The organism is Pontixanthobacter rizhaonensis (assembly GCF_012972675.1).
In the GTDB taxonomy this organism is placed as follows: Bacteria; Pseudomonadota; Alphaproteobacteria; order Sphingomonadales; family Sphingomonadaceae; genus Pontixanthobacter; species Pontixanthobacter rizhaonensis.
Window position 1 is genome coordinate 895,127 of the sequence record NZ_JABCRE010000002.1, and the last position, 25,266, is coordinate 920,392.

The following is a 25,266-nucleotide window of genomic DNA, read 5'->3' on the forward strand; positions in this document are numbered from 1 at the left end:
TAATCTGCCGTTGGCGCTTTCTCGTTGGGATAATGAGGGAGGGCACCAACCAAAAATAGACAAACGCGGCTCCAATGATCCCGAAATGACCAACACTGAACTCGTCCAGCTTCGTGTCCGTGTCATTGCGCTGGAAAATATTGTCCTTGCCTTGCTCGCGGATCAACCAGCCGAGACCTATGACAAGGTCCGTGAAATGGCAGAGATCATTTCGCCCAGAGAGGACGCGACACAGCATCCTTTGACGATTGAAGCAGCATTGCACATGAACCAGTTTGCAGACCGAGCGGCGCGATTTGGTCCGATTGACGATAAGTGAAAATTGATAAAGCACCCGAAGTCCATATCGCTACGTTTGGCTTCTTTACGTCCTTCATCTGGGAAATGCTCCAAATGCCTTTCTTCGATGTCGGGGCGGCAACTTCCTGGGAAAGCACGCTAGGCTGCACGCGAGCAACATTTGGAGATGCCGGGATATTGGTGCTGGCATACACGGTGGTCTCGATATTGAATCGAGACAGGCATTGGATGCATCGCCCAAATTTTGGAAAGATCGGCACCTATCTGCTGACCGGTCTTGGAATTACGGTAATCATCGAAAAGATTGCCACCAACGTACCATCTGAATCGGGTTGGGGCTGGCGATACAGCGAGCTCATGCCCTTACTCCCGGGCACAAATATTGGACTCGTTCCCATCCTAATGTGGATCGTCGTCCCGCTGATAACCCTCTGGTTTGCAAGGCGCCAGCCACAATCCTGACCCTCGAAATGCCAAAGGCAAAGCAGATGCAAAGCAGCTCATATAACAAGAACACTCTCACGCTAGCGGGAACCGTAGCGATGGGGACCGGTGTGATGATCGGTGCGGGCATATTTGCGTTAACGGGTCAGATCGCCGAATTATCAGGACCGCTATTTCCTCTAGCGTTCCTTATCGGGGCCGTGATCAGCGGGTTCAGCGCCTACACTTATATCAAGGTTTCCAATAAATATCCGTCAGCTGGCGGCATCGCTATGATCCTCAAAAAATCATATGGGCCGTCTACTATTACCGGCGCAGCCGCCTTGATGATGGCCTTTTCGATGATCATCAACGAAAGCTTGGTTGCGAGAACTTTCGGAACCTACACGCTTCAATTGTTCGATATAGGCCGCGATTCCGTGCTGGTTCCGATATTGGCGATTGGTTTGATCGTCTTCGCGTTTATCGTGAACATAGCGGGCAACAAGATTATCGGCGCGATATCCTCAATCACCGCAATCCTGAAAATCGGTGGGATACTGATTTTTTCCCTCACAATTCTCTGGGCATCCGGGTTCACGTTCGAGTTTACGCAAACCGCCCCAAGCGAAACAGCTTCTCCGACTGGCTTTGTTGCCGGGATTGCGCTTGCCATACTAGCATTCAAGGGATTTACCACGATCACCAATAGCGGCGGTGAAGTTGTTGAGCCTGAGAAAAATGTCGGGCGCGCAATCATGATATCTCTGGGGATATGCTTGATCGTCTATATGACAGTGGCGCTTGCCGTCGGATCAACGCTGAGCATCAATGAAATCGCCGCTGCCAAAGATTATGCGCTGGCAGAGGCGGCCCGTCCTGCCTTCGGTGAATATGGCGTATGGTTCACGGTTGGCGTCGCCATTGTCGCAACCGCGTCGGGGCTTCTTGCCAGTGTTTTTGCAGTATCGCGCATGCTGGCGATGCTTACGGACATGAACCTCATTCCGCACCGCCATTTTGGAATGCCTGGGGGCATTCAAAAGCACACGCTGGTTTTCACCGTAATTGCCGCAGGCCTTTTGGCTGCGTTCTTTGACTTGAGCCGGATAGCATCATTGGGGGCGATATTTTATCTGGTGATGGACATGATCATCCATTGGGGCGTTTATCGTCATCTTAAAGACGATGTCGGAGCTAAAAGCTGGATTTTGCTAAGCGCGATCATTCTGGATTTGATTGTTCTTGGAGCATTCCTGACCATGAAGGCAGCGAGCGATCCAATGATCATAGCAATCTCCTTTGCCGGGATTGCCGGATTTTTTGCGTTCGAGAAATACTATCTGTCGCATCGGCGAAGTGACGAGCACTCTAAGCCATCGCAGTCAGATCACGCGCATTGATAGGGTAGGGCGGTGATGCCTTTGTCTGACAGGTGAATTCTCGTTGGTCAGGGCGAATCGAATTCAATGCTGCATCGGTTCGATCTGACTGGATCAACATACAGCCAAACGCCATTCAGTTTAGACAATTCAACGGAAGCTTCAGAACAGCAGGATGCGGACCAGTGAGAGATGGGGGTATAGCATTAGTCGCGCCCCACTTTTTGTGGGATTCCCTTACACATGTCTTACACACTTACACAAAACCTTACACAAAAATGGCTTGACCGAAAAATTATAACTTGTTATCAGAAGCTTACGGTTGTCTCGTCCCACTCAAAAGGTTGAGTATATAAGGAGAAACGAGACTAAAGTAATTCCGGATTGCATTTAAAAACAACAACTTCGTAAATCATGCAGGGCGTTTTGACATAGGCGCGCCCAACAATGTGTAAACCGAAGTCGGGCGCGTCTAAGACGGTCGCGTCGAGATGCGCGGGCCTGGTGGAATTGGTAGACGCGCGGGATTCAAAATCCCGTTCCGAGAGGAGTGCGGGTTCGATTCCCGCCGCCGCACCATCAAATAGCGATGACTTTTTTGGTCGATTGTGAACAGCCTGTTCTTGGTGTGTTAGGTGCTCAATACTGCCCTTTCAGCAGCCGACCCATAGTGGCGCTTCGTTAACGCTTCGAGTTGCTGGAACATGCCGGTAGCCGAAACAGGACGAAGTGATAAAAGCACATTACGAGCTACCTAAGTTTTGGGCGATCTTGGTCATCGCTGCTCGGGTAGTCGAAATGTCTTTGTCGGATAGACCATTGAGCATCTCCCCATAAACCGCGTCGGCTTTGGCACGAAGTTCAGGGATGATCTTGCGCGCTGCTGGCTTTAGAAAAATCCGCCAAGATCGTCGATCTCCTTCTACGCTGCGGCGTTCAACGAAATCTAGCTTCTCAAGAGAATCGATAGTTTTCCCAACACTTGCTCGTTCTAGTTCAAGGCAGGCTGCTAACTCGGTTTGCGTCTGACCCTCTGCTTTCGTCAAATATGCCAAGGCTCGCCATTGTGTGCGTGACAACCCAAATTCTGCGATTGATGCCTCGAATTCCCGGCGCAACAAACGGGGTACTTCCTCTAGAAGAAACGCAAATTCATCCGATTCACTGATAAAATTTTCCGCAGGCGCGATGCTTTCGGATTTGGTGCTGTTCGTCATGGCAGGCGGGGTAACTCAGAGAGTAGATTAATTAAAGGACTTTACTGTAAGGTGCATTACAATATACTGACTCACAATGCTCCCGAAAACGATCACATACAAGGGCTATAACGGCCTTCAAATCAGCGCCACTGCACAGGGCCCAGCGGACGGTTTTCCTGTCCTACTCGCACATGGTGGGGGGCAGACACGTCATGCTTGGGCAAAAACGCTTGATGAACTTGCGGATGCCGGATTTAGGGCAACTGCCATCGACATGCGCGGCCACGGTGAGAGCGAATGGGCGTCTGAAGGCGGCTATGACATGAGCGATTTTGCGGGCGACCTAGCATCTGTCGCAGGTAAGCTGTCACGTCCGCCGGCCTTAATCGGTGCATCGCTTGGAGGGCTAGCCGGCTTGATCGCTGCTGGTGAACTGGCCCCACAAAAGTTCGCTTCTCTAACGCTCGTTGATATCGCTCCAAAAATGGAAGTGGCCGGAGTGTCGCGGGTTGTGGAGTTCATGCAAGCCTACGCGGATGATGGGTTTTCTTCGCATGAAGAGGCATCCCAAGTCATATCAAAATATATGCCTGACCGTAAGAAGAAGGACGCGCCGCGCAATCTGGCTAGGTATCTTCGCGCAAGAGACAATGGGAGGTTCTATTGGCACTGGGACCCGCAGTTTATTCGGCAGGTTTCGGAGGCTCGCGAGCGTTCTGAACAGAGCTACGAGGAGGCTTCTGAAAAGTTTTCCGTAGCAGCAGAGAAACTGACATTGCCCGTTCATTTGGTTCGAGGCGGCACGAGTGATATGGTGTCGCAGGACGCAGTTCGGCATTTCCAAACACTGGTTCCCAAAGCAGCCTTCACCGATATCGCTGACGCCGGTCACATGGTCGTCGGTGACCGCAATGATGTCTTTTGCGAGGCGATCATCGGATTTCTAAATCTCACCCACAAACGTCATTTCAATCCATGACACACACGCGGTGTCCCCAGCAAAAGGCAGCTTTGGTTGCATGACAGATCAGACTGATGACACCTCGCAGGAGTCTCCGCCTGCCAAATCAACTCGGCCAAGGCTACGAATTGCGCTGCTCATCGCAGTCTGCCTTGGCCTGATTGCGGCAGTATATTGGGGCTACGGCTACATTACTGTGGGCCGGTTTCAGGAAGAGACCAACAACGCTTACGTCCAAGCCGATTCTGTCCCAGTCGCGCCGAAGGTCACAGGTTATGTCCGCGAAGTCCTAGTAAGCGACAACGAGTTCGTTGAAATTGGGCAGCCACTCGCCAGAATTGATGCGAGTGATTATCAATCAACTGTTGACGCCTTTCGCGCTCAATTAGCGGCAGCCAATGCACAAATTGTGGCAGCTCGCGCAGCCGTTGACGAACAATCTAGTTCGGTCGCACAAGCACGTGCCCAAGTCCAAGCGGCAACTGTCGGGGTTGAATATGCCAAAGGAAGCGCGAGACGTTACGCTGTACTTTCGGAAGCCGGTGCCGAAACAGTCGAGCGATATGATAATTCCCGCTACGATGTAGATCGCGCCAAAGCTGAGAGAAATGTCCGCCAAAAAGCGTTGGCATCGGCACAGGGGCGTTTTCCAGCGCTACGCGGGCAGATTGGCGTAGCCCTTGCCCAGCGTGATGTCATCGCGGCACAATTGGCTCAGGCGGTGGAAACGCAAGAAGACACAATTATTCGCGCAACAGTCGCTGGCACAGTCGGCAGCAAGACGGTTCGTGTCGGTCAATTCGTCCAGCCGGGACAAAGGTTGATGACCATCGTGCCCTCGCGTGAGCTCTATATCATCGCAAATTTCAAGGAGACGCAGCTCGCACGAATCCGTGTCGGGCAGCCTGTCAGTATAGAGATCGATTCACTGAGCGGAGCCACATTAAGCGGTGAAGTGGAGAGCCTTGCCCCGGCCACTGGAGCCGAATTTTCCCTCATAAAACCCGAAAATGCCACGGGGAATTTCACCAAGATCGTCCAGCGTATTCCAGTCAGAATCCGTATCTTCGCTGGTCCCACCGCTGAAAAGTTCTTGAGGGCGGGACTGTCGGCGACTGTATCCGTAAACACCAAAGGAACGGATGAAGACTTAGAAAATCTCGAAGATGAATCACGCAAGATGGCGACCAGCTCAAGGCGATGACCGCCGCAGCCATTCCTGACCAACCGACCGAAGAGCGCCGTGCAAGCCTGCAGGATTGGCTTGCGGTGTTTGCAGGAACAATCGGGGCAATGATGGCCACGCTCGACATTTCGATCGTGAATGCATCTCTGCCAACAATTCAGGGGGAAGTCGGGGCCAGCAGTGCCGAGGCGACATGGGTCGCAACATCCTTTCTGGTTGCCGAAGTTATCATCATTCCTTTGAGCGCGTGGCTGACACGGCTGGTTGGCTTGCGCAATTTGCTTCTGACTGCAGCATCTTTCTTCACTCTATTTTCTGTGATTTGCGGTCTTTCAGCCGATCTTACAACTTTGATCATCGGCAGAACGGGCCAAGGTTTGGCAGGAGGGCTACTGATACCGACGGCCTTCACCATCATAGCCACACGCTTACCGCCGTCACAGCAAGCGATTGGGACCGCTGCCTTCGGTGCGACTGCAATCCTAGGTCCGATCATGGGACCAATTCTGGGTGGGTGGCTGACCGAAACTTGGAGCTGGCATTACGCTTTCTATATCAATGTTCCGATTTGCGCCCTGCTTCTGACACTAATTGCTACGGCCTTTCCCAGTGACAAAAAGGGGGATGCTCAATTGGCGGATGCCGACTGGTTCGGGATCGCAGGGCTGGTGATAGGTTTGGGCTGCATGACCGTAGTTCTTGAAGAGGGGCACCGTGAGTTATGGTTTGAATCGAAATTCATCGTTGGATTGACCATACTTTCTGTGGTTGGATTTGTTTCGCTGGCAATCGGTCAACGCTATGCGAACCAACCGGTGCTCAAACTGTCTCTCATCAGGGACAGAGCGTTTGGTAGTGTGTTTTTGATCTCGTTGGTTTTTGGCGTGGTGCTCTACAGCGTCATCTATCTGATCCCGCAATTTTTGGCGCTGATCACCGGATACAATGCCCTTCAAGCTGGCCAGGTCCTTGTCCTCTCTGGCATCCCGATGCTCTTGCTAATGCCTTTTATTCCGTGGCTGTTTCGGACCGTAGACGTGCGGATCGCAGTAGTTGTCGGACTTTCGATGCTTTGTTTAAGCGCGCTGTTGGACACTGAATTGACGGCGGACACTGTCGGCGGAGCTTTTACAGCTTCGCAAATCCTACGTGGCCTCGCTCAGGCATTGTTGTTTCTTTATCTGAACCAAGCCGCAATCTCGGCAGTAAGCGAACTAGACGCCCCCGATGCTGCGAGCCTGTTCAATGTGTCCAGAAACCTAGGCGGATCGATTGGCCTTGCAGCGATGGCCACGCTCCAAGAACAGCGCATAGGATTTCATCAGCTTCGCATAAGTGAAGCCATTTCCGCGAACAATCCGGTCACACAAGAGTGGTTGGCGAGAATGTCCAAGCAATTCGATCTGGGAACGGGAGAAGGGCTTGAGAGAGCCTATGCTGTGCTCCACGCACAGATTTCCGAACAAGCCTTCGTCATGGCCTATAACGACCTATTCCTTGCGCTCGGATTCGTTGTGGCACTTACCATTCCGTTGGCGCTGATCTTACGTCCACTGCGGCAAGGTTCTGGGATGATGCATTGAGAGACAGTATGAACCGAAATAGATTTTGCTCGCATTTATTGCTGGCCATCGCCGCCCCGCTGACAGCGTCCTGCGCTTCGACGGCAAGCGATGCAGTCCCGCGAAGTGCCGGAATCGCTGATGAATATAGCCCATCGTTTCAAAGGTCATTTGCGACTGTTGTTCCAGCGCCTCCTGTCAACCGTTGGTGGGCCACGTTGGACGACCCAACCCTGACGAGTTTGATCGATGCAGGTCTCGCGAACAGTCCGGAGGTGTCGATAGCATTGGCACGAGTGGACCGTTCGCTTGCATTCGCGGCTGAGCAGCGGGCAAACCGTATGCCAACGGTTTCTGGCTCTGCGATAGCAATCGAGTCTCCGATTTCCAGAGACCGCCCCTTTGCAGGCAATCAGCAAGGCGTCGAAACAACCGGTTCGGACAACGATTATTATAATCTTGGCATCAACACATCATGGGAAGTGGATTTATTCGGAGCCCGAGCAAACAATGCCCGCGCTGCGCTTGCCGAAACCGAGGTAGCGCGAGCGGAGCTGGCGGATGTCCACGTGTCACTCGCGGCCCAAATAGCGACGGCATATGTTGCATATCGGCGCGTGCAGAATGAAACCGCAACGCTTCAACTGGTATTGGATCTACAACAAGAAAAACTCTCTTTGCAGCGCACTCGGGTCCAATACGGCACCGCGTCTGACGCTATCCTGCACCAGATGAATGGTGAAATAGCACAGGTCAAAGCGACCCTCAGTGCCGCCGAAGCTGAAAAGATAGCCACTGCCGACCAAATCGCCTTGTTGACTGGCAATGTTCCCGGTTCGCTAGATGTCGACCTGATGCCTGTCCGATCAATCCCTCTGCCGCCCATTGAAGTCTCGGTCGGCAACCCCGCATCGCTCCTTCAGCGTCGCCCAGACATTCGCAGCGCTGAAAGCGCGTTGCAGGCAGCCAATGCCCGGATCGGGGTTGCGAATGCACAGCGTTTCCCATCGGTCAGCTTCTTTGGAGTTCTAGGGCTTGGTGGGTCGGAAATCGGCGATACTCTTGATACCGGAAACCTCTCGGCCTTGCTTCTCCCACGCATCAATTGGAGCTTTCTCGACTTTGGCCGTGTCAACGCACGGATCGCTCAAGCTGATTCCGGAGCTGTTGAAGCGGCGGCCAATTACGACCGGGCCGTTTTGAACGCATTGTCCGAAGCGGAACAGTCACTGACACGATTTGGAGGGCAACGGCAGAGAGTTTTAGAACTGGCAGTTTCCAGCAAAGCCGCAAGGGATGCCGAGGAACTTGTTGCTGTGCGGTTACGCGGAGGCACAGCAACACGCATTTCAGTAATCGATTCAACCTTGCAAAGATTAGAAGCGCAGACGGCACAGCTTACTGCGACCGCTGATATGGTGACCTCATTTGTCTCCGTTCAAAAGAGCTTAGGCTTAGGGTGGTCTGAGCCGGATGAGGGCGGTTGAGTAGAATGGATTGTACTCGCAATGTGCGACCTTGATTACGAGACATTCTTACATAAATTTCTTGCCAATGCTAAGGGCATCTCTCGGTTAAGCACTTGCTTGTGTCCCTGCAGAAGCCCCAAACGACGCACGCCAAGACGACAGACCTCCGGGGGCTGAGCCTGAAGGCGCCGGTGGTCCGCTCTGATGCCACCGACCAATTTTCATATACCCTCTGTCAGCGCTCTTTTGGGCGAAAGACTTACACAAAACCTTACACACTTTTGGCTTGCGCAAATAATTATTATTTACTATCAATAATATACGTTAGTCTTGTCCCACTCAAAATGCGGTTCTTAACGGAGTGCCCGTTCGAGTCGGGCCAGGGGCACCATCTTCTTTTTTCCAGCTACCCGATTGCTTGCATCGATGCGTACATCGCGCCGGCGAGGCCGAAGCCACGCGGATCTCCTAATAGGCCAGACTCCATCCGGTTCATGACGTAGGAAAAGCAAAGCCCCGCGTCCTGATCTACAATAACGGACGAGCCACCATAGCCGCCCCAGAAACACGCTTTCGCATTGGGGCTCATGGGGGTTGCTTCGCTATTTAGCCCGTAACCAAGCCCAAACTTCACCGGAATTCCCAGAACAAGATCTGTTCCATCTGTTTGTTGTTCAAAAATGCGCTTCGTACCTGCTTCTGACAGAATGGTTTTTCCAAACGCGCGGCCGCCATTGGCCATTGCAGTTTGAGCCCGGACAATGCTGCGCGCATTGCCTTGACCGTTTGCTGCTGGAATTTCGGCAGCGCGCCATCCCCGCTCGCGCGGCAGGGTAGCGTCAACTTTAGGATTGGTGAAAGTTCGTGCGGCGATGGAATCGCTGTCTGCGATCATCGGCGGTGCAGTAGGAGGAATAAGGTTGCCGATTCGGGTATCCAATTCGGGACCCGCGCCGATATGGAAATCTGCACCCGTAGGTTCCGCGATCTCTTGCCGGAAGAAAGTACCGATCGACTGGCCTGTTATCCGCCTCACAATCTCGCCAATCAGATGGCCCTGTGTCAGCGCGTGATAGCCAGATTGCGTGCCCGGTTCCCACCATGGAGCTTGCTTGGCGAGAGACTGGACCATCCAATCCCAGTCATACAGCGCGTCGCCTTCAACCGTCTCATCCATACCGGCAAGGCCGGCTGAGTGACTGAGAAAATGCCGCACCTTCACCGCATCTTTGCCGTTCTGGGAAAATTCGGGCCAATAGCGTGAGGCGGGCGCGTCCAGATCTACCTCGTTTCGGTCGGCAAGCACCAATAGAGCCATCGCAGCCATAGTTTTGGTGCTGGACCATACATTGACCAAAGTATCTTCTTGCCAAGGCTGAGAGCGTTCCTCGTCAAGATGGCCGCCCCACAGGTCGACCACGAATTCACCGTTGAGCGTTATCGCCACGGACGCACCAACATCACCGTGCTCTGCGAAATTTGTTTCAAACGCGCGTTTCACCAGCGCGAAGCGGGGGTCGCAATGTCCGTGAATAGGGTGGGTCATGGAAATCCTGTTGTTTGATGTTCTGACGCTGTTTGGATCTTAATCCACTTCAATTGTAATCTTGATCACCCCGTCATCCCGGCTGTCGAACAACCGATAAGCCTCTGCGCCTTCCGAAAGTTTGAACGTATGGGAGAACATATCCGGCGCTTTTATCCGTCCCTGCTGGACCAGCGGCACCAAATGCGGCCAAGTTTCCTGCACTTGGCAGATACCGCCGCGGATTGTGATATTCTTGAACATAATGAGCGGCATGGAGAGCGTATCGTGGGGCTGTGGTATGCCGATGAAGGACACGGTCCCGTTTCTTGCCGCCAGTGGTAAGCACGCAGCAATCGCCATTGATGCACCCGATGCCTCAAACACCGATTGGACGCCTGCGCCTTTGGTGTGTTCCATCACCTTGGCTACAGCATCATCGGCAGGATCAAGCGCGATCGCGCCAAGCTTTGCCGCCATGTCGCGCCGTGAAGCTACCGGATCAATGGCAAACACCCGCGACGCCCCAAGGATGAAAGCCAATTCCACACCGATCAATCCGATTGGCCCCAAGCCGACAACTGCAACCGTTCCGCCGGGCTGTACGTCTGATCGAGTGATCCCGAAATACGCGGTGGTCATTGCATCGGTCAGCAACAATGCGTGCTCGTCACTCATCGAGTCTTCAGTCGCGAGTAAAGTGGTGTCGGCATTGGGGATGCAAACATATTCTGCCTGCCCGCCGTTCAATTCCGGGCTCAGGCCAAAGGCGGTCGATTTCCTGCATTGGAGCGGTTTCCCGACCAAACATTGGGGGCAATCCCCGCAACCCGTGCCGCCTGCAGAAAGCACTTTCTGGCCCACCTTGAAATTATGGACATCTTTGCCGGTTTCGACCACTTCGCCGATAAATTCATGGCCGACACAAAAGTGGGGTGTTTCCGAAGTGTAAGCCGCGTTTCCGATATTGTCGCCGTGGTACATATGCAGATCCGATCCGCAGATTGAACACTTGCTGACTTTAAGAATGGCGCTGTTCGCGGTTCGCAGCTCCGGATCGGCGAAACTTTCGTACCGGATATCACGCGGCCCATTGAATACGAGTGCTTTCATACCGCGATTTCCCCAATCCTTGTAAAATTATGCCCCTGCATCGCTGGCAACTGTGTCAATCGCAATGATAATCTACGAAAAGACTTGTGTTTCTGTCACAGCTTTGAGACTTCCGGCTATGATGATCCCAGACGCTCCTTCATATCACGCCTTGGCCGCTATAGCCGTTACGATTGCGATGTTCGTTGCGTTTGCGCGGGGCCGTTTGTCGATTGAAATTGTCTCCCTGATGACCATCGCGGTCATCGCGGTAGGTCTGTATTTCTTTCCTTTGGAAGGTACCAAACCCACCGATGGGCTTTCCATCGCGTTTTCCGGCTTTGGCCATTACGCGCTTATCACTATTTGTGCCTTGATGATTATGGGGCGGGGACTTGTCGTTACCGGCGCATTGGACCCTGCCGCGCGATTGTTGGAAGGGGTGTTCAAGATCAACTTGCAGCTGGGCCTGCTGGTGTCGCTGCTCATTGCCTTTTTCTTGTCGATGGCGGTGAATGATACGCCGGTCTTGGTACTGCTGTTGCCGATCTTTGTGGCGCTGGCGAACCGGGGGGCTCTGCCTGCATCCAAGACGTTGATACCGCTTAATGCGGCAGTTTTGATCGGCGGCATGGCCACCACTATCGGCACCTCTACTAACATTCTGGTGGTCTCTATTGCGGTTGATCTCGGCATGCCGACGATGAGCGTATTCCATTACACCCCGATTGTGTTGATCGCAGCGCTGGTGGCGCTGCCTTATCTGTGGCTGGTGATGCCGCGCCTGCTGGGTGACAATCGTGTCGAATCCGAAGATACCGTCCGCCGGTTTGAAGCACGGCTGAGAATAGGCGCAGACAGCGTATTAGCGGGACAGGAAATTGCCACTATTCTCCCCAAGCTTCCTGCCAATTTGAAGTTCATTGATAATCCCCAAGGCGCTATTCACGAAGATCAACGCCTTCGCATATCCGGCACGCATGAGGCGCTTGAAGACGCGATGCGAACTTTGAAGGGAGAAGTTGCCCCGACTTGGGTGCTGGATCGGATCAAACGTAAATCGACTGACAAGCGCCAAGATATTACGGTGGTGGAAATGACCGTCACCGCGGATTCCCGGCTTGTTTCGCGCACATTGTCGACTTCGGGAATTGCAGACCTTTACGGTGTCGCGGTGCTGGGCATTCATCGCCCGGAACGCATTATCGGTCAACGCGACCAATTTGATGATGGCGGCGATTTGCGGATCGCAGAAGGCGATGTCTTGCTGGTCATGGGGTTGATAGATGATCTCCATGACTTTGCCCGCAATGATAGCTTGCTCATTCTGGACGGCGCACGCGAGTTACCGCGGCGTTCAAAGGCATTACTCGCTGCGGCCATTATGTTCGGGTCGGTGTTTACAGCGTCTATCGGACTGTTCCCGATTGCGATTTCCGCCTTGGGTGGTTCGATCCTGATGTTTGTGACCGGTTGCGTGAAATTTGACCGGGTAGGGCGCGCTCTATCTGGCAAAGTGATCGTCCTGGTGGCGGCGAGCATCGCGATTGGCCGGATTGTGCTGGAAAGCGGGGCAGCAGCATGGCTTGGTGAATGGATGTCGCTCGGTTTGCAGCATTTGCCGGCAGCCGCAGTTCTTGCGGTTATTATGCTGTTTGTGACTGTGCTCACCAATTTTGCATCCAACGCAACTGCCGCCACTGTGGGAACGCCCATTGCTTTCAACATCGCGTCGCAGCTTGGATTGCCGCCAGAGCCGCTAATTCTAGCCGTCTTGTTCGGCTGTAACCTGTGTTATGCAACGCCGATCGCCTATCAGACCAACATGCTGATTATGTCGGAAGGCAGTTATGAGTTTAAAGATTACATCAGGACCGGTGTTCCGCTGGTTATATTGATGGTCACAACCTTGTCGATCCTGTTGGTGATGACATACGGTATGTGACACTCACAGACCGACATAGATGAATACTGAGGGGATGGGCATGTTGAGGACGATTTTGGCAGCAGGTTGCGCGGTAGCGGCGTTGGCAACACCAGTTCAGGCGAATGAACTGCGTGATGCGCTTGCAGAGGACATGCCCGGCTTGATGGAGCTCTACCGTGATCTCCATGCCAACCCAGAGCTAAGCTTTCAGGAAGTAGAAACCGCTGCCAAACTCGCCGAACGTGCCAGAGCGTTGGGTTTTGAGGTTACCGAGAAGGTGGGCAAGACGGGCGTGGTCGCAGTTATGCGCAATGGCGCTGGTCCAACCGTAATGTTGCGGGCGGATATGGATGGCCTTCCTTTGGAAGAGAAGACAGGTTTACCCTACGCGTCGAAACGTACTGCTGTCCCCGCATCAGGCGTGGAAACAGGTGTCATGCACGCCTGCGGCCATGATACGCACATGGCTGCGTGGGTTGGCGCGGCACAGCTGCTTTCCGAACGCAAGCAGGAATGGTCGGGCACGCTGGTCATGATCTTGCAACCGGCAGAAGAGCTTGGCGAAGGCGCGCTCGCTATGTTGGAAGACGGGCTCTACACTCGCTTCCCGAAGCCTGACTATGTCCTGGGCTTTCATGATGCGGCACAATTTCCCGCCGGCATGATAGGGTATTCCCCGGGCTATGCGCTCGCCAATGTGGATAGCGTAGATATTACGGTGCCTGGCGTTGGTGGGCATGGTGCTTACCCGCACACCACGAAAGATCCAGTCGTGCTCGCCAGCGCGATCGTGATGAAGCTTCAAACCCTTGTCAGCCGCGAAAGCAGCCCGTTGGATCCAGCAGTGGTGACTGTGGGCAGTTTTCACGCCGGCCATAAGCATAACATCATTTCTGATGAGGCAAGGCTGCAGCTTACCGTGCGGTCTTACAGCGACGAGTCGCGGGCTTTGTTGCTGGACGGGATTGCGCGCGTGGCCAAGGGGGAGGCAATTGCCGCCGGTATGCCAGAAGATCGAATGCCAACTGTAACGGTGCAGGATCCCTACACCCCGTCCACTTTCAACACGCCCGAATTCACCGAAACCGTGATGGCAGGATATCGCAGTCGTTTTGGTGAAGGCCGTGTGATGCAGGTCCCGTCTGTCATGGGCGGAGAGGATTTCGGGCAGTTCTTACGCGCCAGCCCGGATGATATTCAGTCACTTATCTTTTGGGTCGGCGGTGTGCCTGCTGATGAGTTTGCAAAAGCACAAGCGGGTGAGGCCGATCTGCCTTCGCTTCACAGCCCTTATTGGGCTCCGGATGCGGAGAAAGTGATTGGCACTGCAGCAGAAGCAATGAGCAGTACCGTGCTCGACTTGCTGAAGCCTGCCGGGTCCTGATTTTCTAGAAGTCTGCGCTGCCACCTTGACGGCCAGAACGTTGCAGAGACCGGTTGCTGACTTGTTCCACGCGTTCAAGGCTTGTGACTGGGCTTTTGCCGCCATTCAGGCGCGCCAGCAGGGCTTCTTGGTCTTTGCTCGCCATCGCCATGAACTTCTCGCGTGAGATGCCTAACCGCGCCAAGTCCGCATCTGTTACTGCTGCAACAAGGTTGCGGAGAAGCCGCGGATTGCCACCTTGGCTGCTGTCAAACCCTCCATCGGGCGTCAGGATACCCGGTGCGCCACCGCTGTAAAATCCGCCTAGATTGTTCGAATTGGTAACAGAGCTATTTTTGATAACCAGAGTTGGCTTGTTGTTCTTCGGCCTTTCAGCATAGGCTTGGACTTCGGCAGCCTGTTCCGCAATTGCATCGCGCTTCTCACCATCAGCCATCAGCGCAATGAACAATGTCAATGCAACCGTCACGATCGCAAAGTGCTTATACATTTTTGCATTAATAACGATGAGGGACTGTTTTGCGGCCATGCGAGGGCCATAGCGTCACGGTGTTAAGCATGATCTCGCTTTTATGGTTAACCGGGTCCTAAAATGCGGAATTCGGATAAAATTACGGCCGCCGAGGTTAGGGAACCCCGACGGCCGTGTCTCCTCCCCAGGAGATCAGAAAGTCTTAGCTGTATGTGCCCAGGCGGTGATGCAACGCATTGATTTTCGCAAGTTCTTCGCGATCATCAGTCGTCTTCGCATGGCTCGCCAGAGCGGTACGCAGCAACTTAAAATCTGCTGTCGAAAGCAGGGCGCGTGCGCGGCCTGGTTCACTTGGCTTTTTTTCTGGATCAGTCATTGTTCATCCTTTTCCCGGCCGGTGGCAAATGCCAGCGGCCGTATGTTCAAGTTGGTTAGGCTGCTGCAAACTGGTTCATGGTGTTATTGGCACCCCCCGCTTTCAGCGCGGCTTCACCAGCAAATGCTTCCTTGTGATCATCACCAATGTCACTGCCGGACATATTTTGGTGCTTAACACAGGCGATGCCTTCACGAATTTCCTTCCGTTGGACGCCCTTCACGTAACCAAGCATACCTTCGTCACCGAAGTATTCTTTAGCGAGGTTATCCGTGCTCAGCGCAGCGGTGTGATAGGTTGGCAGGGTGATCAGGTGGTGGAAAATACCGGCTTGAGCGGCTGCGTCGCGTTGGAAGGTACGGATCTTCTCATCTGCTTCGGCAGCCAAGTCGGTCGCGTCATAATCCACGCTCATCAAGCCTTCGCGGTTATATGCCGAAACGTCTTTGCCAGCCTCAGACCATGCATCATAGACTTGCTGACGGAAGTTCAGAGTCCAGTTGAAGCTCGGTGAATTGTTGTACACCAGTTTTGCATTGGGGATCACTTCGCGGATACGGTCAACCATTCCGCCGATCTGGCCGATATGCGGCTTTTCGGTTTCGATCCACAGCAGGTCAGCACCGTTTTGCAGTGATGTGATACTATCCAAAACACAGCGGTCTTCACCGGTGCCAGCGCGGAACTGGAACAGGTTAGACGGCAGGCGCTTCGGGCGCAGAAGCTTACCTTCACGGCTCAGAAATACATCACCGTTCTGGATCGCAGCTGGGTCAATTTCTTCGCAATCAAGGAAGCTGTTATACTGGTCGCCCAGATCGCCTTCTTCTTTGGTGACTGCAATTTGCTTTGTGAGGCCAGCGCCAAGCGAATCGGTGCGGGCGACGATGATGCCATCTTCCACGCCGAGCTCAAGGAAGGCGTAACGGATCGCACGGATCTTCTGAAGGAAGTCTTCGTGCGGTACGGTAACTTTACCGTCTTGGTGGCCACACTGCTTTTCATCAGAGACCTGATTTTCGATTTGCAGAGCGCACGCTCCAGCTTCGATCATCTTCTTTGCCAGAAGGTAAGTTGCTTCCGCGTTACCGAAGCCGGCATCGATGTCTGCAATGATCGGAACTACGTGTGTCTCATAATTATCGATCGCGTGTTCAAGGCGCTTGGCTTCTACTTCATCACCAGCGTCCCGGGCAGCATCCAGTTCACGGAACATACCGCCCAATTCGCGTGCATCCGCCTGTTTCAAAAAGGTGTAAAGCTCTTCGATAACGTCAGAAACGCTGGTCTTCTCGTGCATGGATTGGTCAGGCAAAGGGCCAAATTCGCTTCGCAGCGCGGCAACCATCCAGCCTGACAAATAGAGGTAACGCTGCTTCGTTCCACCGAAGTGCTTCTTGATAGAAATCATCTTCTGTTGGGCAATAAAACCGTGCCAGCAGCCCAGTGATTGGGTGTAGTTGGCCGGATCAGCATCATACGCATTCATATCATCGCGCATAATCTTCGCGGTGTATTTTGCGATATCGATGCCGGTGTTAAAACGGTTTTGCAGTTTCATCCGAGCAGCGGTTTCCGCGTCAATCGCGTTCCAAGGTGAGCCTTGACCGTTGATCGTTTCGCTTAGCGCGCTGATTGTGTCTTGATACGTCATTGAATGTCTCCAAAGGGGGTATGGCATCTCTGCCTTGCCCCACCTTTATGGACGGGCAACTGCTAGTTAGATATAAAAACTTACATACTTTGTTGTCTTTTTGCGCTATATTCGCCTATTCACCGTGTAATATTGTAAAGAAAGTGACAAATGTCTGACCAAGCCATCTTTGCCGGTGCTGCCATCCGCAGACTGCGCAAGCGAGAAGGGCTTACCCAAGCGGCTATGGCGTCGCGCCTGTCGATATCCGCAAGCTATCTCAACCTTATTGAGCGCAACCAGCGGCCCTTATCCGCCCGGGTGATTGTGCAAATTGTGGACGCATTTGACTTTGATCCCCGGAGCCTGCGTGAGGATGAATCAATTGGCGGGGTAGACGGGCTGGCTCGCCGGTTTGCAGATGAACGGTTTGCAGAATTCGATATTGACCGGGATGAAATCGCAGAATTCTTAGGGGCTGCACCGCAAGCTGCGGCAGCATTCGCTTATCTTTATGACAATGCAGGTTTGGGTGTTCGGCCGAGTGACGATCCCTTGGTCCAGTCGCGCTTGGAAATCGAGAAATGGCGCAATCACTTTCCCGATTTGGACACGGCGGCGGAGACACTTGCGGATGAACTGCGCTTGTCGCGGAGCGATTTGGGTGTCGCTTTGGCTGAGCGATTGCAGAAGAAGCATCAGCTCGCGATCCGAATTCTGCCCAGAGATGTTATGCCAACGGCGCTGCGCCGGCTTGATCTGCATGCCCGCCAATTGCAATTGTCTGAAATGCTGACGCCAGCTTCTCGCAATTTCCAGATCGCGGTCCAGATCGCCCAATTGGAACAACGTGATGCTATCGTGGAATTGGCCTCCGGCTCCAAATTTGCCGATGAGGCTTCGCGAACCTTGTTTGAACGTCACCTCTACGGCTATTTCGGGGCGGCATTGTTAATGCCTTACAGCCGGTTCCTGCGCGCATGTGAGAGTACGAATTTTGATCTGCAGGTTCTTCAAATGCGTTTTGGTGTTAGTTTGGAGCAATTGGCCCACAGATTGACGACGCTACAACGGGTTGGGCAGCGCGGATTGCCGTTCTTCATGGCAAGGATCGACCGGGCAGGGCAGTTCTCCAAACGATTTGCAGGGGGGAGCGGTGCCACGATGCTGGAAAGCGAGAACAGCTGTCCGTTGTGGATAGCTCACAAGGCGTTTGAGCGTCCGGGGCAGTTATGCACCCAGTCCGTAGTAGTGGACGGGGTAGATGCGGGTCCCGATAGCTGGTTCACAATGGCGCAGACCGTTGATGGTAGCGGCGCCGTGGGGGAAGCTCAATTTGTAGTCGTCCTTGGGGTGGAAGCACGGTTCGCCTTACATTTGGCGCCAGCCAAAACGGCCGAAACGATGATGATGCCTGCCCAACGGATTGGCTTGGGTTGCGAACGCTGCCATTTGCAGGAGTGCCGCCAAAGGTCCCTTCCGCCAGCTAGGGCCACGCTCCAGTTTGACACAATCACGAAAGGGGTAACACCGTTCAGCTTCGGTGATGGCTGATCCCGTATATTAGCCATCCATTAAGTGCCTTTACGCCCAGAAACGCGCCGGTTCGACTTTTTGTGTAAAGTTTACCGACATTTCACTTCTCTGCCGTATCCGCTGCCAATCACCTTGGATTTCTGGACCGGCAGCACATGATCCGTTTGTTTAAACACTATATTCCTAACGCAGTGGTCTTGTTGGCCCTGTTCGACATCGCCTTGCTGCTTCTCGCGGGCGAACTGGGCTGGCATTTGCGCGCCTCGCAAATTGCCATGAACCCGGGGCCCTTGGCTGAACGTGCATGGCCCCTGGTCGGTTTTGTGGGCACAGTTTGGATCGCGATGGTATCGGTCGGCCTCTATGGCGGTGATGCTCTCCGCTCGCTGAGGTTTGCCTGCGCACGTTTATTGGTCGCGGTAAGCTTAGGGATCATCGCCGTATCGGTGATCGATTTCGTATTGCCCGGGTCGACCTTGTGGCGCTCCACCTTACTCTACGCGATGGCATTTGCCGTTGCGTGCCTGATCCTGAACCGGCTGATCATAGGTAAGTTTCTGGGCGCGTCCGCTTTCCGGCGCCGGGTGATGGTGTTGGGTGCTGGCAACCGCGCGATGCGCCTTAAGAGGCTTGCTGAAAAAGAAGGCTCCGGCTTCTCTATCGTATCGTTTGTCGGGATGAACGAGGGTGAGCAGGTGGTCAAAGAAGCGATTGCCCGTTCTGCCGTCCATGATCTCGGCCAATTTGCTGATAATCTCGGGGCAAGCGAAGTCGTGCTGGCGTTGGAAGAGCGGCGTAATTCGCTGCCGCTTAAAGACTTATTGCGGATGAAGACCACTGGCATTCACATCAACGACTTTAGTAGTTTTGTTGAACGGGAAACCGGGCGGGTAGATTTGGACTCGGTCAATCCCAGTTGGTTGATCTTTTCCGATGGGTTTTCGTCAGGCCGGCTGTTTTCAAGCGCCGCAAAGCGCATGTTTGACATTGTGGCAAGCAGCATACTTTTGATTTTATCGCTGCCGATCATCGTTCTGTTCGCCATTCTGGTGAAGATCGATAGCAAAGGGCCTGCATTCTTCCGGCAGCCGCGTATCGGCTTGTTCGGGCAGACCTTCGATGTGATCAAGCTACGCTCCATGCGTACCGACGCTGAGAAAGACGGGGTCAAATGGGCGGAAAAGAACGATCCCCGCATCACGCGTTTGGGAAGTTTTATCCGGAAGGTTCGGATTGATGAACTGCCGCAAACGTGGAGCGTTCTCAAAGGCGAAATGAGCTTTGTCGGCCCGCGTCCGGAAGTTCCAAAGTTCGTAACTGATCTGGAAGAGCAACTGCCATATTACGCTGAACGTCATATGGTGAAGCCCGGCATTACCGGGTGGGCGCAAATTAACTACCCCTATGGTGCCTCCATCGAAGATGCTCGCCACAAGCTGGAATATGATCTGTATTACGCCAAGAACTATACTCCGTTCTTGGACTTGCTGATATTGCTACAGACGTTGCGGGTCGTGCTGTGGCCTGAAGGTGCACGCTAGTGGAAAGTTGGGTAGAAGCATGGATTATCGCGGGCTTCGCGATGTATCTTGGTGGCGCCGCCACCTGTGCCGTTGGTGCAGGGTGGATCTGGCGCAAGGGCGATAAAGACCGCCCTGACCGGACTGCCATTTTAGCAGCATTGGTAATAACCGCGGGCTGGTGCGTGATGGTTGCCGCCTTTGGTGCCAATTCACCTTTGGCGTCGCTTGCAGAAGTGGCGCGAAACCTGGCTTGGCTGTTGGTATTGTACCGGCTGTTTGCCAATGATGGACGGCACGAAACGCTGCGGCCGATCCGGCCTGTCCTGATCGCCCTGGCATTCGTAGAATGCTTGCAACTTGTGCTGATTGTGGTGGAAGCGCGGTTCGCGATCACGCCGGAACTAAAACTGCTGACATTCCAAATGTGTGCAATGTTCCACCTGATGGTATCCGTCGGTGCGCTGGTCTTGCTCCACAATCTTTACGTCGGAGCAACGCAGAGCGTCCGTTCCGTGCTGCGATGGACCGCCGCTGCTTTGGCGGCGATGTGGTCGTTTGATCTGAATTTCTACACTGTTGCCTATCTGGGTGGAAGCTTGCCGCTTGAACTGGCGGCAATCCGCGGTCTGGTTGTTGCATCGATGACGATACCGCTGGCTATTGGCTCAACCCGTAGCGCCGCCACCATCCGTCTTAGACCTTCGCGCAAAGTGGCGTTCCAAACACTTTCGTTGCTAGTGATCGGCGCGTATCTGATGGTGATGGTTGGCATTGCCCAGTCGCTGGCGATGCTGGGCGGTGACCTTGGGCGATTGACGCAGGTCGGCTTCACCTTTGCTGCAACCGTTGTCGCCTTGTTGTGGCTCCCTTCGCACAGATTGCGGGGATGGGTACGGGTGACGGCGATCAAGCATTTGTTTCAGCACCGGTATGATTATCGGGCCGAATGGCTGCGGTTCACCCAGACTATCGGCAAAAGCGATGGATCCAGCCAATCACTGCAAGAGCGGATCGTCAAAAGCATGGCGGATATTACCGATAGCCCCTCCGGGCTGTTGTTGCTGACTGGCGAGAGCGGAAGCCTAGAGCTAGCGTCCCGTTGGAACTGGAAGGACATTTCCGTACCAGCCGCAGATCCCGTACCGGCGGACTTGGCAAACCTGTTTGAAAGCAGGGGGTTTATCCTCGACCTTGACGATATCCGGGCGGGTAAAGACTGGCACGGGGAAGCAGTGTTTTTGCCTGACTGGCTACGCGAGGAACAGCAGGCGTGGGCACTGGTTCCGCTGCAACATTTTGACCGTTTGATTGGTGTCATTATCCTATCCCGCCCGGCAGAACCGCGCCGTCTGGACTGGGAAGATTTCGACCTGCTGCGCGTAGTCGGGCAGCAATTGGCAAGCTACCTGGCGGAACAAGCGGGGCAGGCGGCTCTGATGGAATCCGCCCGGTTTGACGAGTTTAACCGCCGGATCGCGTTTGTGATGCATGACATCAAGAATCTGGCAAGCCAATTGGCCTTGCTGTCGCGCAATGCAGAGCGCCATGCGGATAATCCAGAATTTCGCGCGGATATGTTGGTCACTCTGAAGAACAGCGCGGAAAAGCTAAACGGCTTGCTGGCCCGGCTCAACCGGTACGGAGCTAGCGGTTCTGAAAAGCGTGAGCCAGTCGAACTCTTGCGCGTCGTGCGCCAAGTGACTGATCAGTACGAGGCGGTTCATCCCATTTCCATCTTGCGGACCGAAAATAGCAAAGTGCTCGCAGATGCTGAGGGGCTGGAACAGGCTTTGGTCCATTTGGTACAGAACGCGGTTGATGCCAGCGACGCTGCAAGCCCGGTCTCTTTCGACATTACATGTGACGGGGTACGCGGTGCGGTCGAGATTGCTGACGTCGGTCATGGCATGACGGCGGAATTTATCCGGGATGGTTTGTTCAAACCGTTTGTATCATCCAAAAATTCTGGTTTCGGCATTGGAGCTTTTGAGGCTCGAGAAATGATCCGCGCGATGGGGGGAAGGCTTGATGTCGACTCCCGAGAGGGTCTCGGGACGCGGTTCACCGTCTCTTTCCCGCTCGCTGCTGCTGCCGAACACCTTAGTTCACATACATCGCCCCAACATAGTGAGGCTGCATAATGGCTAACCCAAAACAAGGCGCGTTGCCGAAATTGCTGATTGTGGAGGATGACGCCGGTCTGCAAGCTCAGCTGAAATGGGCGTATGAAGATTTTGACGTCACCATTGTTGGCGACCGCGAAAGTGCGCTTGCCGCTCTGCGGGCGGAAGAACCGCCTGTCGTGACATTGGATCTCGGCTTGCCGCCAGACCCTGATGGCACAACCGAAGGGTTCGCCATTCTTGATGCTATCATGGCGTTGAAACCGGATACCAAAGTGATTGTTGCATCCGGCCACGGCGCGCGTGAAAGCGCATTGCGTGCGATCGAACACGGCGCCTATGATTTCTACCAAAAGCCCGTGGATATTGAAGCGCTAGGCCTGATTGTCCGGCGCGCGCTTAAATTGCACCAGATTGAGGAAGAGAACCGTCGCCTCGCCGAACAGGTTGGTGACGAGAAGACGGTGCTTGGCGGGCTGATCACTGCAGCGCCTGAAATGGTCAAGGTTGCGCGTACAATTGAGCGTGTAGCCAATGCCAATGTTTCAGTGATGCTGTTGGGCGCAAGCGGCACAGGTAAAGAGCTGCTTGCCAAGGGCGTGCACGATTCCAGCGACCGCAAGAGCGGCGCCTTTGTCGCTATCAACTGCGCAGCTATTCCGGAGAACCTGCTGGAAAGCGAACTGTTCGGGCATGAGAAGGGTGCGTTCACCGGTGCGGTTAAGACGACCGAAGGCAAGATTGAGCAAGCGCATGGCGGGACCCTGTTTTTGGACGAGGTCGGCGATATTCCGTTACCTTTACAAGTAAAGCTTCTGCGCTTTTTGCAAGAACGAACGATCGAGCGGATTGGTGGCCGAAAACAAATCGCCGTGGATACACGGATCGTCTGTGCAACCCATCAGAATCTGGAAAGCATGATAAGTGGCGGCCAGTTCCGGGAAGATCTGTTTTACCGGCTTGCAGAGATCGTGGTCAAAATTCCGGCTCTGGCAGAACGACCCGGTGATGCGCCGCTGCTGGCAAAAGCTTTCCTCAATCGCTTTGCTGCGGAGATGAATCCGCAAGTGAAAGGCTTTGCCGCAGATGCTTTGGCGGCGATTGATGGATGGTCTTGGCCGGGCAATGTTCGCGAACTTGAAAACCGGGTTAAACGCGCTGTGATTATGGCCGATGGTAAACTGGTTGGCGCGGCCGATTTGGACTTGGATGCCGACGGGGAAGAAGCCGCAGACGCGCTTAGTCTCAAAAGCGCACGCGAACAGTCCGATCGCAAGGTGATCCGTCATGCACTGTCGAGAACAGAGGGTAATATTTCCAACACTGCAAAATTGCTCGGTGTCAGCCGTCCCACACTTTATGACTTGCTAAAGCAGTATGATCTGCAGGCCTAAACATCTTGCTCTAAAGCCGGCTTTTCTGGCGCTGTTGATCACTGTTGCTGGCTGTAGCGACAGTGGGCCTGTTCTGACGCCTCTAGAGCAGGCTCAGGCATCTCTAGCGGCAGGCCAAGGGCTGGCGGCCGAAGTGACCTTGAAAGACATCTTGGCGTCAGGAACCGATGCCACCGAAGTCGCTGCGTACATTGGTGAGGCCGAGTTGCAGCAAGGTGAAGTGGCTGAGGCCCGGCAATGGCTTGGCGAAGGGGCGTTTTCAGAAGAAACGCGCGGGCATGGTTTTCATATGCTTGCACGATTGGAAATGCAGGTCGGGAATCTGCCTGCGGCGGGCGCTGCATTTGACCAGGCCTTGAAATTCAAGCCGGATAGCGCGGAACTGTGGGTCGATATCGGGCGCCTGCGATATCGCGGCGGTGAGCAGTCTCAGGCTGTCGATGCCAGCGTCTATGCCGTCGAACTCGATCCGGAAAATCCGGAGGCTTTGCGGTTTCGTGCCCAGTTGGTGCGCGATGCAGAAGGTATGCGGGAAGCCATTCCGTGGTTCGAACGTGCCTTAGAGCGTAATCCTGACAATGCTGATTTGCTACTCGACTACGCAGCGACGCTTGGCGAGCTTGGGCGCGCACGGGATATGCTGAGTGTCATTCGCGAGGTGGCCAAAATCGCCCCTGAAAACAAGCGAATATACTTCTTGCAATCGGTACTGGCTGCGCGGGCGGGCAATTATGATCTGGCAGGATTGTTGCTATTGAGGAGCAGCAGGGAAGATCAGGAAAAGCCTGCAGCATTGTTGCTATCGGGTATTATCGATCTGGAGAATGGCAATTATGCCAGTGCCGCGCAAACTCTGGAACGGCTCGCTGCAAGGCAGCCGGACAATCGACGCGTACGGCAGCTATTGGCGCGTGCTTTATCACTTGGCCAGAATGATCGTGAGCTAATCTACCGCTATGGTGAAAAGGCAGCATCGCCCAGCGCATCGCCTTATTTAAGGCATCTTGTGGCGCGATCTCATGAGGCGCTTGAGGACCGGGAAGAAGCAGGGCGTTTGTTTGACCTCGCGGCCCGTCCGCGCGGAGATCGGCTTGTCGCTGTGCCAAGTAGCGCAGAATTGGGCGTTGCGGAGGCGCGCGGCGCGGTTGATGGCGCCGCTGCACTCGCGTTGATACGGGCCCGTATGACCGCAGGGCAGGCGGGCGGTGCTAGAGCCGTCGCAGAACAGTTGCTATCGCGCTTCTCTGGTTCTGCAGACACGCTGGCGCTGGCGGGTGATGCCAATTTGGCTGCAGGAAATTACGGACGCGCTGCACGGTTGTATTTTGATGCCGGTGCTATCCGGAAACCTTGGCTAGTCACTCGAAAGCAGATCAAAGCACTTGAGGCTGCCGGGCAAAGTGATGCTGCACTGGCAATATTGGCCCGGTATTTCGTGGGCGATCCCGGCAATACGGAAGCGGCTGTGATGTTAGCGCGGGAAGCCTACCGGGGTAACGATTTTGGGAGCGCTGCGATTTTCGCCGATCATGCACTGATCAATGGGGGATCGCGTGATCCTGTATTGCATGCCATGCGCGCCGAGATTGCAATGCAGTTGGGCGATGATGAGCTTGGGTTGGCGATGGCCCGGCGTGGTTATGATTTACAGCCAATGAGCAATGTCACCACGACGGTATTGGCAAACGTTCTGCGCGAAGCAGGCGGCTTTGAACCGCAGGTTCAAGTTATAGAGCGTAAGATAAGTCGCTTACCACGATAGCTGATAAATCTATCGACATTGGCTGTGTCAAAGGGCA

General features: G+C 54.1%; 20 protein-coding genes and 1 tRNA gene. 15 read left to right on the forward strand and 6 right to left on the reverse strand.

Features of this window, described 5'->3' with window-relative positions; translation table 11 throughout:
- Positions 1 to 85 precede the first annotated feature (85 nt).
- From HKD42_RS04230 to HKD42_RS04245, 4 genes are all read left to right on the forward strand, one after another.
- Entirely contained in the window at positions 86 to 319 is a 234-nt protein-coding gene (locus HKD42_RS04230; RefSeq protein WP_170010595.1) for a hypothetical protein, read from the forward strand.
- On the forward strand, positions 316 to 762 hold the full coding sequence (locus tag HKD42_RS04235) for a hypothetical protein (RefSeq protein ID WP_170010597.1): 447 nt from the start codon (positions 316 to 318) through the stop codon (positions 760 to 762). The genes HKD42_RS04230 and HKD42_RS04235 overlap by 4 nt, the downstream gene beginning before the upstream one ends.
- A gap of 26 nt (positions 763 to 788) precedes the next feature.
- Positions 789 to 2,126, forward strand: a complete 1,338-nt coding sequence (locus HKD42_RS04240; protein WP_170010599.1) for an APC family permease — start codon at positions 789 to 791, stop codon at positions 2,124 to 2,126.
- Between the two features lie 474 nt (positions 2,127 to 2,600).
- Positions 2,601 to 2,684 (forward strand) — tRNA-Leu (locus HKD42_RS04245).
- Positions 2,685 to 2,848: 164 nt separating this feature from the next.
- On the opposite strand, the gene HKD42_RS04250 is transcribed toward HKD42_RS04245, so the two are convergent.
- Positions 2,849 to 3,322 carry a MarR family winged helix-turn-helix transcriptional regulator gene (locus tag HKD42_RS04250; protein WP_170010601.1) on the reverse strand — a complete coding sequence of 158 codons (474 nt, stop codon included), beginning with the start codon at positions 3,320 to 3,322 and terminating at the stop codon, positions 2,849 to 2,851.
- A 76-nt stretch (positions 3,323 to 3,398) separates the two neighbouring features.
- On the opposite strand from HKD42_RS04250, the gene HKD42_RS04255 reads away from it, so the two are divergent.
- Genes HKD42_RS04255 through HKD42_RS04270 form a run of 4 tightly spaced genes read left to right on the forward strand, consistent with a single transcriptional unit; the run spans position 3,399 to position 8,500 of the window.
- Positions 3,399 to 4,283, forward strand: a complete 885-nt coding sequence (locus tag HKD42_RS04255; RefSeq protein ID WP_170010603.1) for an alpha/beta fold hydrolase — start codon at positions 3,399 to 3,401, stop codon at positions 4,281 to 4,283.
- Between the two features lie 40 nt (positions 4,284 to 4,323).
- Positions 4,324 to 5,469 (forward strand): HlyD family secretion protein, encoded by a 1,146-nt coding sequence (locus tag HKD42_RS04260; protein WP_170010605.1) that lies wholly within the window; start codon positions 4,324 to 4,326, stop codon positions 5,467 to 5,469.
- On the forward strand, positions 5,466 to 7,034 hold the full coding sequence (locus HKD42_RS04265; RefSeq protein ID WP_170010607.1) for a DHA2 family efflux MFS transporter permease subunit: 1,569 nt from the start codon (positions 5,466 to 5,468) through the stop codon (positions 7,032 to 7,034). Before HKD42_RS04260 ends, HKD42_RS04265 begins: the two co-directional genes overlap by 4 nt.
- A gap of 8 nt (positions 7,035 to 7,042) precedes the next feature.
- The gene (locus HKD42_RS04270) at positions 7,043 to 8,500 is read left to right on the forward strand and encodes an efflux transporter outer membrane subunit (RefSeq protein ID WP_170010609.1); all 1,458 of its coding nucleotides are present in this window, start codon (positions 7,043 to 7,045) and stop codon (positions 8,498 to 8,500) included.
- A gap of 388 nt (positions 8,501 to 8,888) precedes the next feature.
- On the opposite strand, the gene HKD42_RS04275 is transcribed toward HKD42_RS04270, so the two are convergent.
- Together HKD42_RS04275 and HKD42_RS04280 are read right to left on the reverse strand one after the other, a co-directional pair.
- Positions 8,889 to 10,028 carry a serine hydrolase domain-containing protein gene (locus HKD42_RS04275; protein ID WP_170010612.1) on the reverse strand — a complete coding sequence of 380 codons (1,140 nt, stop codon included), beginning with the start codon at positions 10,026 to 10,028 and terminating at the stop codon, positions 8,889 to 8,891.
- A 39-nt stretch (positions 10,029 to 10,067) separates the two neighbouring features.
- Positions 10,068 to 11,120 (reverse strand): zinc-binding dehydrogenase, encoded by a 1,053-nt coding sequence (locus HKD42_RS04280; protein ID WP_170010614.1) that lies wholly within the window; start codon positions 11,118 to 11,120, stop codon positions 10,068 to 10,070.
- A gap of 118 nt (positions 11,121 to 11,238) precedes the next feature.
- Between HKD42_RS04280 and HKD42_RS04285 the strand changes: the two genes are divergently transcribed.
- Positions 11,239 to 13,044 carry an SLC13 family permease gene (locus HKD42_RS04285; RefSeq protein ID WP_170010616.1) on the forward strand — a complete coding sequence of 602 codons (1,806 nt, stop codon included), beginning with the start codon at positions 11,239 to 11,241 and terminating at the stop codon, positions 13,042 to 13,044.
- Positions 13,045 to 13,084: 40 nt separating this feature from the next.
- Positions 13,085 to 14,410 carry an amidohydrolase gene (locus tag HKD42_RS04290; protein WP_246236728.1) on the forward strand — a complete coding sequence of 442 codons (1,326 nt, stop codon included), beginning with the start codon at positions 13,085 to 13,087 and terminating at the stop codon, positions 14,408 to 14,410.
- Between the two features lie 4 nt (positions 14,411 to 14,414).
- Here HKD42_RS04290 and HKD42_RS04295 read toward each other — a convergent pair whose 3' ends face one another.
- The 3 genes from HKD42_RS04295 to HKD42_RS04305 all read right to left on the reverse strand — a co-directional run bounded on the left by HKD42_RS04295 (position 14,415) and on the right by HKD42_RS04305 (position 16,912).
- Entirely contained in the window at positions 14,415 to 14,900 is a 486-nt protein-coding gene (locus HKD42_RS04295; RefSeq protein WP_170010618.1) for a hypothetical protein, read from the reverse strand.
- A 184-nt stretch (positions 14,901 to 15,084) separates the two neighbouring features.
- Positions 15,085 to 15,258 (reverse strand): hypothetical protein, encoded by a 174-nt coding sequence (locus HKD42_RS04300; RefSeq protein ID WP_170010620.1) that lies wholly within the window; start codon positions 15,256 to 15,258, stop codon positions 15,085 to 15,087.
- 55 nt (positions 15,259 to 15,313) lie between these two features.
- Complete coding sequence (locus HKD42_RS04305; RefSeq protein WP_170010622.1) at positions 15,314 to 16,912, reverse strand: isocitrate lyase; 1,599 nt, start codon at positions 16,910 to 16,912, stop codon at positions 15,314 to 15,316.
- A 150-nt stretch (positions 16,913 to 17,062) separates the two neighbouring features.
- Between HKD42_RS04305 and HKD42_RS04310 the strand changes: the two genes are divergently transcribed.
- From HKD42_RS04310 to HKD42_RS04330, 5 genes are all read left to right on the forward strand, one after another.
- Positions 17,063 to 18,445 (forward strand): helix-turn-helix domain-containing protein, encoded by a 1,383-nt coding sequence (locus tag HKD42_RS04310; RefSeq protein ID WP_170010624.1) that lies wholly within the window; start codon positions 17,063 to 17,065, stop codon positions 18,443 to 18,445.
- 137 nt (positions 18,446 to 18,582) lie between these two features.
- On the forward strand, positions 18,583 to 19,968 hold the full coding sequence (locus HKD42_RS04315) for a TIGR03013 family XrtA/PEP-CTERM system glycosyltransferase (protein WP_170010626.1): 1,386 nt from the start codon (positions 18,583 to 18,585) through the stop codon (positions 19,966 to 19,968).
- Entirely contained in the window at positions 19,968 to 22,091 is a 2,124-nt protein-coding gene (gene prsK / locus HKD42_RS04320; protein ID WP_343042178.1) for an XrtA/PEP-CTERM system histidine kinase PrsK, read from the forward strand. Before HKD42_RS04315 ends, prsK begins: the two co-directional genes overlap by 1 nt.
- Positions 22,091 to 23,467, forward strand: coding sequence for a PEP-CTERM-box response regulator transcription factor (prsR, locus tag HKD42_RS04325; protein WP_170010628.1), 1,377 nt, complete (start codon positions 22,091 to 22,093; stop codon positions 23,465 to 23,467). The genes prsK and prsR overlap by 1 nt, the downstream gene beginning before the upstream one ends.
- Before the next feature lie 34 nt (positions 23,468 to 23,501).
- A complete protein-coding gene (locus HKD42_RS04330; protein ID WP_211483489.1) occupies positions 23,502 to 25,229 on the forward strand; it encodes a tetratricopeptide repeat protein in 1,728 nt (575 codons plus the stop codon).
- Positions 25,230 to 25,266 lie beyond the last annotated feature (37 nt).

Excerpts from the sequence above, each read along its gene's own strand:
- HKD42_RS04230 (WP_170010595.1), top strand. The coding sequence starts at position 86 with ATGACCAACACTGAACTCGTCCAGCTTCGTGTCCGTGTCATTGCGCTG.
- HKD42_RS04240 (WP_170010599.1), top strand. The coding sequence starts at position 789 with ATGCAAAGCAGCTCATATAACAAGAACACTCTCACGCTAGCGGGAACC.
- HKD42_RS04250 (WP_170010601.1), bottom strand. The coding sequence starts at position 3,322 with ATGACGAACAGCACCAAATCCGAAAGCATCGCGCCTGCGGAAAATTTT.
- HKD42_RS04255 (WP_170010603.1), top strand. The coding sequence starts at position 3,399 with ATGCTCCCGAAAACGATCACATACAAGGGCTATAACGGCCTTCAAATC.
- HKD42_RS04260 (WP_170010605.1), top strand. The coding sequence starts at position 4,324 with ATGACAGATCAGACTGATGACACCTCGCAGGAGTCTCCGCCTGCCAAA.
- HKD42_RS04265 (WP_170010607.1), top strand. The coding sequence starts at position 5,466 with ATGACCGCCGCAGCCATTCCTGACCAACCGACCGAAGAGCGCCGTGCA.
- HKD42_RS04270 (WP_170010609.1), top strand. The coding sequence starts at position 7,043 with ATGAACCGAAATAGATTTTGCTCGCATTTATTGCTGGCCATCGCCGCC.
- HKD42_RS04275 (WP_170010612.1), bottom strand. The coding sequence starts at position 10,028 with ATGACCCACCCTATTCACGGACATTGCGACCCCCGCTTCGCGCTGGTG.
- HKD42_RS04280 (WP_170010614.1), bottom strand. The coding sequence starts at position 11,120 with ATGAAAGCACTCGTATTCAATGGGCCGCGTGATATCCGGTACGAAAGT.
- HKD42_RS04285 (WP_170010616.1), top strand. The coding sequence starts at position 11,239 with ATGATGATCCCAGACGCTCCTTCATATCACGCCTTGGCCGCTATAGCC.
- HKD42_RS04290 (WP_246236728.1), top strand. The coding sequence starts at position 13,085 with ATGTTGAGGACGATTTTGGCAGCAGGTTGCGCGGTAGCGGCGTTGGCA.
- HKD42_RS04295 (WP_170010618.1), bottom strand. The coding sequence starts at position 14,900 with ATGTATAAGCACTTTGCGATCGTGACGGTTGCATTGACATTGTTCATT.
- HKD42_RS04300 (WP_170010620.1), bottom strand. The coding sequence starts at position 15,258 with ATGACTGATCCAGAAAAAAAGCCAAGTGAACCAGGCCGCGCACGCGCC.
- HKD42_RS04305 (WP_170010622.1), bottom strand. The coding sequence starts at position 16,912 with ATGACGTATCAAGACACAATCAGCGCGCTAAGCGAAACGATCAACGGT.
- HKD42_RS04310 (WP_170010624.1), top strand. The coding sequence starts at position 17,063 with ATGTCTGACCAAGCCATCTTTGCCGGTGCTGCCATCCGCAGACTGCGC.
- HKD42_RS04315 (WP_170010626.1), top strand. The coding sequence starts at position 18,583 with ATGATCCGTTTGTTTAAACACTATATTCCTAACGCAGTGGTCTTGTTG.
- prsR (WP_170010628.1), top strand. The coding sequence starts at position 22,091 with ATGGCTAACCCAAAACAAGGCGCGTTGCCGAAATTGCTGATTGTGGAG.